Source organism: Wolbachia endosymbiont of Tribolium confusum (assembly GCF_020405475.1).
Taxonomy (GTDB): domain Bacteria; phylum Pseudomonadota; class Alphaproteobacteria; order Rickettsiales; family Anaplasmataceae; genus Wolbachia.
Genome location: NZ_JAIZNT010000003.1, coordinates 77,164 through 89,633 on the forward strand (window position 1 = coordinate 77,164; position 12,470 = coordinate 89,633).

The following is a 12,470-nucleotide window of genomic DNA, read 5'->3' on the forward strand; positions in this document are numbered from 1 at the left end:
TTTTGTTAAATACCATAAGGCATATAAAGCTTAACTATGCGCGAGTCAGATTTACTAAGAATCGTTGTACCACGCTGATTACGAATATTAGATTTACTTCTCTTTACCATACCATGTCTTTTACCTGACTGAGTAGAGATGACTTTACCCTTAGCTGTAAGGTGAAAGCGCTTTTTGACAGAAGATTTAGTTTTTAATTTCATTTTTGTCATATCCCAAACAAGTTCCGCTATTTAATTCTTTAGCAGTAATTAATTATGAGTATAGATAATTTTATTAAAGAATCAAATTAAAATTGTGTTTTAGAGGAGCTTAAATGTAATCACACCCAGTATATGTGTTATACCTTCTTTATTCCCAAGTGGCAACAATACTTGCCTCATTTTAACACTTTCACTTTCTTCCTCCTCATTGATTGGGCATTTACTCTCTATTACAGTATCAAGTTTATCAATAACTGCATCTATTTTATATAACCGCAAAAATGGTGCATCAATTGCATACTTATTATCAATGCGCGTCTTTTTCTCAAAACCATAAAATTCAACAGCCTTTTCTCCTGCATTTTCACAAATATAACCTTGATCCTTGACTTCAATGATAAAACAATGCTGCCATGACTCCATTATTTCTGCAGTATCTATTTCGCGCCTTTCTGGCCAATCTCTGTCTGGTCCTTTTATGCCACTCCAGTGCTCAGTTACCACATTTGCTATTCTTCTTTCTTTGCCTGCATAATTTTCCATTCGAAATTCCACATATAAAACACAGATATGAGGTAAATTTATCGTGAATGTATTGATTTTTTCTTACTACAGGATGTAGATTATTGAAAATTCTCATCCTGTTTACACAACAGGTAATGATAAATTAAGTATAATAATTAGAGCATAAAAATTATTAAATGAGGAAACTGTGAAATAAAAAAATTCTATTTTTGCAATATTTTGACTAAATAATACTATTACCTCTACTTTCTAAGGTTATTGCACTTAATAAATTACTAGATGAAGTTTCTTCCTTAGAACTACTATGGCTTTTATTTTTTCTATTATAAAACCAACATTTAAATGGTACAGCTGCTGCGATAGCTGCTAACAAGACTACTCCCATTGCTAACATACCTACTGTGAACACTATATTATTTTTCTCGTTTGAAGGTGTTTCCAATAATTTAAATCTTCTCAAGTTCATATCATAAATCATAGGATTACCCAAAATATTTGTCGTATTTTTAACATTTCCTATATTTTGAATTGTAATTCCATTACTAGCGCTTGATTTTTTCATTTCTTCCATTACTTGTTTTAAGTTTGGTAGTTCTGTTGTTGTACTTTCAATATCACCAGCTTCCAGCTTTTGCAAATTCTCATTACTCAAAAATTCTTTGAGATACTTTTCATAAAACTCTTTGGCATTATATCTTTTATAACTTCGTATTTTTCCACTCTTGAGATCAGAAACAATATCATCAATCATCACTTTTGGATTTTCTGCATGCACTATTTCTCCTTCAGCAACAAGAATACGATAAGATGAATCGTCAAGTATGCACACATAACTGAGTTTTAAATCACCTCCTCCCAATAGAAAATATATTGTTCTATTTTGTTCTACATCTTGCAATTCAGATTCAATACTAATCCATCTATTCCTTTTTTCCTTATTGATTAATCCTTTTTCTCGTACAGTATCTTTAACGTGTAACAATCTTCCTGGCATATATGACCTCCAAATTGATCAATATTTCCTTATGTATAAAAGATAAATTATTTAAGTCCACATCTTTTCACTAAGATTTTTATATTTTTATTATACTAAATAATATATATATTAATATCTGAATTTCTCATTGCAATTTATTATACCTTAGTAAAAACGATATAAAATTAGAGAAAGAGTTATAAAATTTTTTGTAAGACAGGAAAATGTCTTCTCCTTTGGTTCCAGAGCATATAAGTGCTGTAAGAGCTAAGTTGATGGCACTGTTGTGCCATCAACTCTGGAATTTTACTCGACACTAATCTGAGAAGATAGAGGTGCTACCGATGTAGCATTGCTGAGCAAAGATTCTATTTCTGATGTAGATCCGGAATGCTCAAGTTGAGCTTGTTCAAGAAGGTTTTTCATCGCTTTTTCAACATCGTAGCTACCTTCCCTATTTTTTCTATGCCATACAAAGTATCCTAATCCTGCAAAAGCTACTGCTAGCACTCCACCCAATATACCACCAGCAATCCCTGCTATTCCTATATACTGTCCTCCATTTATTTCGGGTAATTTAGGCCCTTCCACATCTGTGCTATTAAATATAGAATGATCTAATACTTCTTGTGAATTACTATCAAAACGGGACACACTACTTATATCTTCAGGAGTAATTCCATAACTAGCATTTGATTCTTCTATTTCATTTATTACGTCATTAATCTCTTTAGTAGTTACTTTGCGTGATGCAAAATCGAATTCTTGTTTTGTTAAAGAAGCTGATTCGATAGTTACATCTTCCTGCATCTGATAACCAATTTCTTCAGTAGTAGATTCTCTCAATTGGCTATTTTCATCAGTTCTTTCTTTTAGCTTTTTTGAACTATCCTTACCCAATTCATCTACAAGGTTTTTTAGATATATTTTCTTAAATTCTCTATAATTATATTCTTTACCTTTTTCTATTTCTCCACTCTTAAGACCTAAAATAATTCCATCTATTGTCGATTCACGAATTGCTTGAGGAATGTCTATTGAATTTACTATTCCTGTAACCAAGCCTATCTCAGCTGCTCTAGAAGATATAGAGAGGTCTTTTACTGTTAAATTCTCTCCTTTAATTAAAAATTCTACCCTTCTGTTTTGTTTTATACTTTCCAAGTCAGATACAATTCTAATTGTTGGACCATCCATCTCCTGCTTATTTGTTGTTTCTCTCTTTCGCATGCTATTCTTAGTGTTTTGGAATTTTTTTGGCATTTCACACTCCTTAAATTAATTAATAAAAGTATTATTTGAATTAACAAATACTTCTCTATGTTAGTGGATAAAATATTTAAACCTATATCTTTTTATTAAAATTTTTATGTAAAAGTTACTTTTATTATACTAAGTAATGTATATATTAATATTTAGATTGATAAATTGATTTTACTTCTGTTACAACTTATTATGCATAGATAACCTCTGTAAAAACGATGAAGCTAAACGAAATTAGAGAAAGATTTATAAAATTTTTTGTAAATAATAATCATGAGCAAGTTCCTTCTTCTCCTTTGATTCCAGAGCATGATCCAACACTCATGTTTACAAATGCTGGTATGGTACAGTTCAAAAACATCTTTACCGGCACGCAAAAAACTGAAATGAAACGTGCCGTCTCAAGTCAAAAGTGTCTCAGAGCAGGTGGTAAACACAATGATCTTGAAAATGTTGGCTATACATCTCGGCATCACACATTTTTTGAAATGCTCGGAAATTTTAGCTTTGGTGATTACTTTAAAGAAACTGCGATAGAATTTGCGTGGAAATTTATTACTGAAGAATTGTCTCTTGATAAAAACAGACTATCCATAACTGTTTACCACACTGATGATGAAGCATATGAAATTTGGCGTAAGATAAGTGGCTTTTCAGATGATAAAATCATAAGAATTACAACAGATGATAACTTTTGGAGCATGGGAAGCACTGGTCCATGTGGTCCATGTTCTGAAATCTTTTACGATCATGCAAATCCTGATTTGCATGAGGATGACAGAATTGTTGAAATTTGGAATCTGGTGTTCATGGAATTTAATAAAGATGAAGAAGGTAATTTACAAAAATTACCAAAAAAATGCATCGATACCGGAATGGGCCTTGAAAGAATAGCAGCTGTTATGCAGAACGTTCATGATAACTATGATATTGACCTATTTTCTGCTCTGGTAAGTAAATCGCAAGAGTACTGTGGAAATACGGAAAGTAAAGTAGCTCATAAGATTATCGCAGATCACCTTCGTGCAGCTGCATTTCTCATCGCAGAAGGAGTGCTTCCTGGAAATGAAGGAAGAAATTATATACTACGCAGATTGATCAGAAGAGCAGCACGTTATATCCACCTACTTGGATATAATGATTCTCTATTGTATCTTGTTTTTCCTGCACTCATAGATGGCACAAATTTGGCTTATATGGGAGATGCTTATCCAGAGCTAATCAGAGCTAAAAGCTTAATAGAAACAACGTTAAAATCAGAGGAAGAAAACTTTAAAGACACTTTAATGAAAGGCATTAATCTCTTGGACAAATTCACTGCAGATTTAAAATCAGGTGACACTCTATCTGGAGAATCAGCATTTAAACTATATGACACTTATGGATTTCCTTTGGATATCACACTTGATATTTTAAAAGAGAAAAAAATAAATTTTGACCAAAAAGGTTTTGACAATGCAATGAAAGAGCAAAAAGAAAGAGCACGTGCTAATTGGACTGGATCTGGTGAAAAGTCTGTTGAACAAGTATGGTTTAATTTAATCGATCAGTTTGGCAAAACGGAATTTGTTGGTTATGAACGTGATGAAGTAAAGGATGCAACAGTACTCGCAATAATTTCCCCTAAAAATGAAATGATTGATTCTGCAAAAGAAGGAGAAAAGATAACTATTATACTTGATAAAACACCTTTTTATGGCGAGTCAGGTGGACAGGTGGGAGATACTGGAAATTTTATAAAGTCTGATGGAAGTACGTTAACAGTGGAAAATACCAACAAGATTAACGACCTATATTTACACAGATGTATAGTTGAATCTGGCTCAGTTTGTAAAGGTGACACAGTTACAGCTAGTATTGACAAAAAAAGAAGACAAGACTTAAGAAGAAATCATTCAGCTACACATCTTCTACACTTTGCACTCAGAAAAATCTTAGGTGATCACGTTACTCAAAAAGGTTCTCTAGTTGCACCAAATAGACTAAGATTTGACTTTAGTCACAATAAGCCAGTCACTCAGGATCAGCTGTCTTCAGTAGAAGATATAGTAAACTCTCTAATCAGAGAAAATCTTTCTACGTCCACAAAAGTTCAAGGTATGGATGAGGCAATAGACGAAGGAGCGATGGCCTTATTTGGTGAAAAATATGGTGATAATGTTAGGGTTGTAAAAATTGGAGATTCAAAAGAATTATGTGGTGGTACACACGTGGAGCGTACCGGAGAAATTGGTTTGTTTAAGATAGCAGCAGAATGTTCCGTTGCATCTCGAGTAAGAAGAATTGAAGCTTTAACCGGTCAAGAAGCAATTAATTATGTACGCAATAACGAAATTAGCTTAAAAAAAGTTGCAGAATTCGTAAAAGCACCAGTAAATGAAATAACAAGTCGACTCAGTATTTTAAGTCAGGAGCGCAAAGAATTTGAAGTCAAAATAAAAAATCTTTATAAAAAGCTTATCAGTGTAGAAAATGTAAAAAGTACCGAAATAAATGGAATAAATTTTGTAAGCCACACTTTCAATAACGTTCCAGGAAGTATAATAAGGGAATTTGCTCTACAGCAACAAAAACCGAAAACTGTAATAGCCTTCATGGTAACAGAAAAGGATAAAACAGTTTTGATTGTCAAAGTAAGTAAAGATTTAACTAATAAGATCAATGCAAAAGAGCTAGTATCTACTGTAACCAGAAGGGATTGCGGTGGAAATGCCGAACTTACCCAAACAAGCTGTAATAATGATAATGTTATCACTACTATTGGCAGTAGCTTACAAGAGCTAATGTAGGCTACGCTGTACAGCCGACATAAGAAACAGCGTCCTAATGGATAACACTCTATAAACATTATTAAGTGTTCCTACGATAACGCATTAAGTATGAACGTTGTGCTCACCAAGAGATGTCAATAATAATAGGAAAGTTCTCTCTTATAGCATCTTTACTACTAACAATTGCAATTGTTATATATAGCTTGTTCACAATAAATATTGACTATTTAGTACAATACATAATAGTTAAACATCTTTGATGGTAGAGGTAAAATCATGACGATAAAATTTGCAAAATGGAAAAGAGTATTGAGCACAGTCAATGGTAACAAAGATTTAAGTAAAGATAGCGTAATTGAAAAAATACAAGAGAAATTAAGAGAATTTCCAAAGGATTATAACAGGTGGGAGAAAGATAATTTTAATATAGATTATTTGTTTCGCATTAATAGTGATTATAATAATAGCAATGAGGAAGTTGCTTTTGTTACATTTGCCGCGGAGTTTTTACCTGTTAGATATGGGCTATTACATCTCGCTACTTACATAGATTGTGAGCATCTGGCAAAAGCCCTCATAGAAAAAAATGCAAAGGTTGATGTAATAGGTAGTGATGGATCGACTCCTTTACTTTTGGCTGCTAAACTTGGTAATATAAAACTAGCAAAGGTTTTCATAGAAAATGGTGCAAATGTCAATGTAAAAAATGAAAGTGAAAGTGAAGACACTCCTTTACATTGTGCTGCTTGCTTTAACCATGTAGAAGTGGCAAAAACTCTTATAAAAAATGGTGCAAATGTTGATGCAGTCAATAAAAACGGAAACACTCCTTTAGGTTTAGCTACTCAAGAGAATCAGGTAGAGCTGATAAAAATTCTCAAAGAAAGTGGTGCAAATGTTGATGCAGTCAATAAAAACGGGTACATTCCTTTAGGTTGCGCTATTCAAAATTACAATAAAGAAGTAGAAGCTTCATTAGATGATAGAATAAAGGAATCTCTGAAAGAAAAAGAGAAAATACAGCAAGTAACTAAAAATGTGATTATTGCCGGTGGAACAACTGCATTATTAGGTACTGTTATAGCAGCGGCACTTCTTGCAACTGAAGCAATTGCAATACCTATAATTATAGCAGTGGTTGCAGTCACAGCAGCAGCACTGGTAGTTGGTGGTGCTACATATATGTTGTTGAAGCCTAGTATTAAAATTGATGAGGCAGTCTTGACAAATGTACATGAAACAAGTGTTCTCACTGCTTCATATAGCCCTTCCCATAATAGTCCAAAAAGGTCATAAGAAGGAAGAATCGACAGCATGACGAAAAGATGTGAATAGAGGAATGTTTTTCCTGATTCTGTTTTTTATAGCAAACCAATTATGCTCAATTTTGTTAAAATCTGGAGAATACGGAGGCAGATATAAAATTTCTGCACCAACTCCTTTAGCAAATCTTATTAGACTTAGGGAGTGTTAAATAAACTGTGTCAAACCACATTTTTAGCTCAACTGAATTTTCAATCTGTTGGGAAAGAAAATATCGAGCTGAGATATAGTTAATGCCCAATTAGGCAAAGCCATTACCCATTTTTGCTCTACTTTTTTTATAGCACAATATACCTGTTTGTACAAGGCGTTTGTGTTGGTAAATGAGCCCTTGGTTTTGGTGAATTTCCTAATTTGCCTATGTAGCCCCTCTATGGGATTAGTAGTATAGATTATCCTCCTAACTGGATCGGAATACTTAAAATAACCAGATAGGTTTTCCCAATTATTCTGCCAAGATTTTATAACCATAGGGTACTTTGTGCCCCATTTTTCATCTAATTCCAACAGATAATTCTCGGCAATTTCCTTACTTGAAGCTTGATATACCTTCTTTAAATCACTCAAAAAACTCTTTGCATCTTTACTAGCTACATACTTCAGTGAGTTACGTATCTGATGCACTATACACATCTGCACTTCTGCATTAGGGAACACACCGTTTATTGCTGCAGGAAAGCTTTTTAGCCCATCTACACATGCAATTAGAATATCTTCCACTCCTCTCTCTTTGAGATCATTTAGTACTCCCAACCAGAAGTTAGCTCCTTCACTTTCAGCTAAATAAAAACCTAATACTTCTTTTCTGCCATTTTGATCTATACCTAATATATTATACATACATTTACTTACACAATGCCCGTCCTCCTTGACTTTAAAAAATATTCCGTCCATGAAAACTATCGGATATACAGACTGCAGCGGACGACTACGCCATTCGTTGATTACTGGTAGCAGTTTGTCAGTAATACTTGATATCTCTGCCGCCGATATTTTGTGATCGTAAATTTCCTCAATATGTGACGCTATATCTCTGTATCCCATGCCACTGGCAAATGTGCTTAAGACCTTTGCTTCAAGTTCTGGATGTAGGCTTGTTTGTCTTTTTCTAACTATTTGGGGTTCAAAGCTTCCTTCCCTGTCTCTAGGTGTTAACAACTCAAATGAGCCTCCACTCGTGCGTAAAGTTTTTGCGTTTCTCCCATTTCTTCGGTTATTTTCTTCACTTTTAGCTGACATGTGGCTTTCTATTTCACCTTCCAGACTTGCCTCTAGCAACCTTTTTATAAACGGTGTTAATGCTCCATCTCTTCCCGTCAGCGGCCTTCCTTCTCTTATCGATGATAGAATATTTGCTTCCAGTTCTTTATAGTCTACCAAACCGGTAGTTCTGTTTACTTGACTCATGTCAAACCTCCATTTTTTTATATCAATTATATTTTTATTTCTTGGTTTGACACAGTTTATTTAACACTCCCTAGACTTATGAAAAGTAGCATTATCAAGGATAACAGTTTGTCCAGGTTTCAAAATCGGTGTCAGAAACTGCTCAAACCATTTATTAAAGATATCCATATTGCAGTGGCCTTCAAAGGTTAACTACCTTTCTTCCACTTAAGGCTGCAATCATACTGATTCGTTGAGTTTTCTTACCAGATTTTAGAGCATAAAACCGCTTTCCCTTCTGACAATATCCATAAGTTCACTGCTATCAATGCCAGACTCATCTATATACACTAATTCTTTAAGTTCTTTTGTCGCTATAACCTTTGCAAATTGAGATCGCTTTTCCTCATTTCTTTCTTTGTATCCATAGGTCTTTTTTTTCTTGTGAATCCTATATTTTTAAGTGCTCGATGAATTGTTTGTCTACTAATATTGCCCCAATCATCTCTGACTGAGTTTTGCCACCTTGCTCATTTGCAAATTCGGCAAATGCATTCCAGTCGGTAATTTTATGCCATGCTTCTAGGCTTTTTTGACTGAAAATCTCCCGTTTTCTCACGTCTTTTCTTCCACTCATATAAAGTTGTTTTTCCGATCTTAAATCTCTTGGGCTCCACTCTCTCCTTCATCCAACGCTTCCATTACCCTTTTCCTTAAGTCATAACTATATGCTACTGGCATCCTTACCTTCACTACTATAAATCCATATCTTACTCTTTTTGGACTATTATGGGAAGGGCTATAGTAGGGAATTTCAGCTCAGCTATTTGACCTGTCACTTCAGAGCACGACACTGAAATCTAGCTTTTTATCAATATTTTATATAGTGGAAATTAATTTTTCTGAGTACCAGTATCACAAGTACTGGGATAACAGGAGAAGGATTACTTGAAATTGATCTCTTAAATTACTTTAGCTATAAATATTAAAAAAATTGCCAACTAAAAAAAGACAAATAAACCTCCAAGTAGCCAGCTGTATGTGATAACAAGCGTGATTTGGCTGAACACAGAAAAATTAAAAGAGCCGCCGCCAAACTGAATTTTTTACTCTAAAAATAAGTATAACAGTGCTACAACTAAGGGAAAGCTAGCAGAACATGATCAGTTGGGTTTAAAGTCTACATAAAAATCGTTTACAATCTACGTTCAATATGATAAGTTGAAAACAGTTTATTCCTCGGTAGCTCAGTGGTAGAGCAGTTGGCTGTTAACCAATTGGTCGCTGGTTCGAATCCGGCCCGGGGAGCACTATTTTATACAATCTGTACATTCCACTTTTAGCCCAGAATTCACTACCTTTTCTCTGTCTCTTAAACAGACAAAATCTGTGAAGTTATATAGCTTTAAAGCCTTTACTGTCAAAATGCAAAGACGTCTGTACCTCACTTAGCTTGCTATCCGGCTCCTCTCCTATTTTTCTTTTATTACATCTCTTTTTTAATGAAGGCAGGACATTTTCAGGCAACGTGTTATCAATACTGCAATAATTAAAAATAAGTGAAGTAAGACGTATCAAAATTCCACTCGCCAAAGTCTGTGCACCTCTGTAATTAATGCTGTTATCATATACTTTAAGTGTAATAAGATTTGTAAGATTTCCACTTGCTAAAGCTTTCGCACCTCTATCGCCAATTTTATTATCATATAATTTAAGCTCAGTAAGACTTGTAAGATTTCCACTTGCTAAAGCCTCTACACCCTCATCATCGATTCCGTTTCCTCCTAAATCAAGCGAAGTAAGATTTATAAGATTACCGCTTGCTAAAATCTTCACACCTTCTGTACCAATACAACAGCAACTTAGATCAAGTGAAGTAAGATGAGAAAGCTGAGCTAATTCTTTTATAACCTCATAATTAATTTTTGAACATCGTAAAATAAGCTTTGTAATGTGTGTGTTATTTTTTAAAAAGTTTACGAACTTGTTTGTATTAACTATAGCGCCTGATGTTGCTAAAGTATTACCTTTTATATATTGGCTAGAGCTCATTTAACCTCACTATTAAAGCTATGCAAGTGTTTTAGTAAACACTTCAGCAACTGTCAATCACTTTAATAAAATATTTTATGAAAAACTTCATATACCATTGCCTCCAAGCAGCTTTTTCTATCTCTTATTTTAACACAAAAGTTGTGAGAAGAGTTTGTTTTTGGTACCATTGAGGGTTTCGATGTTAACTTTTATATGAACTTTAAATCAGTCGTTTTATGTATACTAGATGGCTGGGGTAATGGAATAGAAAATAGTAAATACAACGCTATTAGCAATGCAAACCCACCCTGTTGGCAATATATTAGCTCTCATTATCCAAAGTGCAGTTTATCTGCCTGTGGAACTGATGTTGGATTACCAGAAGGCCAAATAGGCAATTCAGAAGTTGGCCATATGAATATTGGCAGTGGTAGAGTGGTGATGCAAAGCCTTCAGCGTATTAATCAAGAAATCGAAACGATAGAAAATAATGCAAATCTACAGAATTTTATTAATGATCTAAAAAGTAAGAATGGCATATGCCATATAATGGGATTGATATCAGATGGCGGTGTTCATTCGCATCAAAAGCATATTTCGATTTTAGCAAATAAAATATCACAGTATAGAATCAAAGTTGTAATACACGCATTTTTAGATGGCAGAGACACACTGTCAAATTCAGGGAAAAGATGCATTCAAGAATTTACAGAAAGCATAAAGGAAAATGATATAAGAATCGCCACTGTCTCTGGGCGTTATTATGCTATGGACCGTGATAATAGGTGGGAAAGAACAATTGAAGCTTATGAAGCCATCGCATTTGCAAAGGCGCCTCGTTATGATGATGCAGTATCGTTTATTGATGAAAATTATCAAAACAATATAACCGATGAATTTATCAGGCCCGCAGTAATAGGCGATTATCAAGGTATAAAACCAGAAGATGGATTGCTATTAGCTAACTTTCGTGCTGATCGAATGATACAATTGGCAAGTATTTTACTTGGTAAAGCAGACTATAATGAAGTCATAAAATTCTCTTCAATTTTAAGTATGATGAAATATAAAGAAGATCTTCATATTCCTTACATTTTTTCTCCTGAGTCTTTTGCTAATACTCTAGGACAGATAATAGAAGATAATAAATTACGGCAACTACGCATCGCCGAAACTGAGAAATATGCTCATGTGACTTTCTTCTTCAATTGCGGAAGAGAAGAACCTTTTCCTGGCGAAGAAAGAATACTCATCCCTTCACCAAAAGTTAAAACTTATGATTTGCAGCCTAAAATGTCAGCCTTTGAGCTCACAGAAAAGCTTGTGAAAAAAATTCATTCTCAGGAATTTGCACTGATAGTTGTAAACTACGCTAATCCTGATATGGTAGGACACACAGGTGATATAAAAGCAGCTGAGAAAGCAGTACTTGCTGTAGACGATTGCCTTGCAAAAGTGCTGAGTGCTGCTGAAGAAGTTGGTAACACCGCACTCATTATTACAGCAGACCATGGTAATGTGGAATGTATGTTCGATGAAGAAAATAACACACCTCACACAGCACACACTCTAAATAAAGTTCCATTCATTATATCTTATGACAATTTAAAACTAAGAGATGGAAGATTATCTGATATTGCTCCTACTATTTTACAGCTACTTGGACTCAAAAAGCCAAATGAAATGACAGGTAGTTCGTTGATTGTGTAATAAATAGGCTTTCTGCATTGCAAGGAAATAGTACATCAACCGCCGATGTCATCCCAGTACTGGGATCCAGTTAAATTTATGAGTATAAAAGTAATCGATGTTTTTATGATCATGAAAAACCAGTATCAAGCACTGAAATGATAAGATAAAGGCTACTTAAATGACAAGAAAGGAAGCACCAGAAAGAAATAGGTGTCATGCCAGTGCCCAGACACTGGCATCCAGTTAAATTTACGGAGTATAATGGATTCCAGCGTCACGCGCTGGAATGACAACAAA

At 34.3% G+C, this 12,470-nt stretch carries 9 protein-coding genes, 1 tRNA gene and 2 pseudogenes; 4 read left to right on the forward strand and 8 right to left on the reverse strand.

All coding sequences use genetic code 11. The features are described from left to right. Positions 1-5: 5 nt before the first annotated feature. The 4 genes from rpmI to LEM02_RS02920 form a co-directional block, all read right to left on the reverse strand. Entirely contained in the window at positions 6-212 is a 207-nt protein-coding gene (gene rpmI / locus LEM02_RS02905) for a 50S ribosomal protein L35 (protein WP_226079640.1), read from the reverse strand. 90 nt (positions 213-302) lie between these two features. Continuing rightward, the gene (locus LEM02_RS02910) at positions 303-746 is read right to left on the reverse strand and encodes a PAS domain-containing protein (RefSeq protein ID WP_226079641.1); all 444 of its coding nucleotides are present in this window, start codon (positions 744-746) and stop codon (positions 303-305) included. A gap of 205 nt (positions 747-951) precedes the next feature. Beyond that, positions 952-1,722 (reverse strand): hypothetical protein, encoded by a 771-nt coding sequence (locus tag LEM02_RS02915; protein ID WP_226079642.1) that lies wholly within the window; start codon positions 1,720-1,722, stop codon positions 952-954. Positions 1,723-2,010: 288 nt separating this feature from the next. Continuing rightward, positions 2,011-2,967: a hypothetical protein gene (locus LEM02_RS02920; protein WP_226079643.1), complete on the reverse strand. Its 957-nt coding sequence runs from the start codon at positions 2,965-2,967 to the stop codon at positions 2,011-2,013. 218 nt (positions 2,968-3,185) lie between these two features. On the opposite strand from LEM02_RS02920, the gene alaS reads away from it, so the two are divergent. Together alaS and LEM02_RS02930 are read left to right on the forward strand one after the other, a co-directional pair. Then, positions 3,186-5,756 (forward strand): alanine--tRNA ligase, encoded by a 2,571-nt coding sequence (alaS, locus tag LEM02_RS02925; RefSeq protein WP_226079644.1) that lies wholly within the window; start codon positions 3,186-3,188, stop codon positions 5,754-5,756. Between the two features lie 258 nt (positions 5,757-6,014). Beyond that, the gene (locus LEM02_RS02930) at positions 6,015-7,034 is read left to right on the forward strand and encodes an ankyrin repeat domain-containing protein (RefSeq protein ID WP_226079645.1); all 1,020 of its coding nucleotides are present in this window, start codon (positions 6,015-6,017) and stop codon (positions 7,032-7,034) included. Here the strand turns inward: LEM02_RS02930 and LEM02_RS02935 are convergent. From LEM02_RS02935 to LEM02_RS02945, 3 genes and pseudogenes are all read right to left on the reverse strand, one after another. Next, positions 7,029-7,187: pseudogene (locus tag LEM02_RS02935) on the reverse strand (transposase); the annotation flags it as partial. The gene LEM02_RS02930 and the pseudogene LEM02_RS02935 overlap by 6 nt on opposite strands. A 48-nt stretch (positions 7,188-7,235) precedes the next feature. Then, the gene (locus LEM02_RS02940) at positions 7,236-8,468 is read right to left on the reverse strand and encodes an IS256 family transposase (RefSeq protein ID WP_226079221.1); all 1,233 of its coding nucleotides are present in this window, start codon (positions 8,466-8,468) and stop codon (positions 7,236-7,238) included. Positions 8,469-8,534: 66 nt separating this feature from the next. After that, positions 8,535-9,188: pseudogene (locus LEM02_RS02945) on the reverse strand (transposase); the annotation flags it as partial. 495 nt (positions 9,189-9,683) lie between these two features. Here LEM02_RS02945 and LEM02_RS02950 point away from each other — a divergent pair. After that, positions 9,684-9,755: transfer RNA gene (locus LEM02_RS02950), tRNA-Asn, on the forward strand. Between the two features lie 87 nt (positions 9,756-9,842). Here the strand turns inward: LEM02_RS02950 and LEM02_RS02955 are convergent. Then, complete coding sequence (locus LEM02_RS02955; RefSeq protein ID WP_226079646.1) at positions 9,843-10,499, reverse strand: leucine-rich repeat domain-containing protein; 657 nt, start codon at positions 10,497-10,499, stop codon at positions 9,843-9,845. A gap of 195 nt (positions 10,500-10,694) precedes the next feature. On the opposite strand from LEM02_RS02955, the gene gpmI reads away from it, so the two are divergent. Further along, complete coding sequence (gene gpmI / locus LEM02_RS02960) at positions 10,695-12,191, forward strand: 2,3-bisphosphoglycerate-independent phosphoglycerate mutase (RefSeq protein ID WP_226079647.1); 1,497 nt, start codon at positions 10,695-10,697, stop codon at positions 12,189-12,191. The last annotated feature ends 279 nt before the right edge of the window (positions 12,192-12,470 follow it).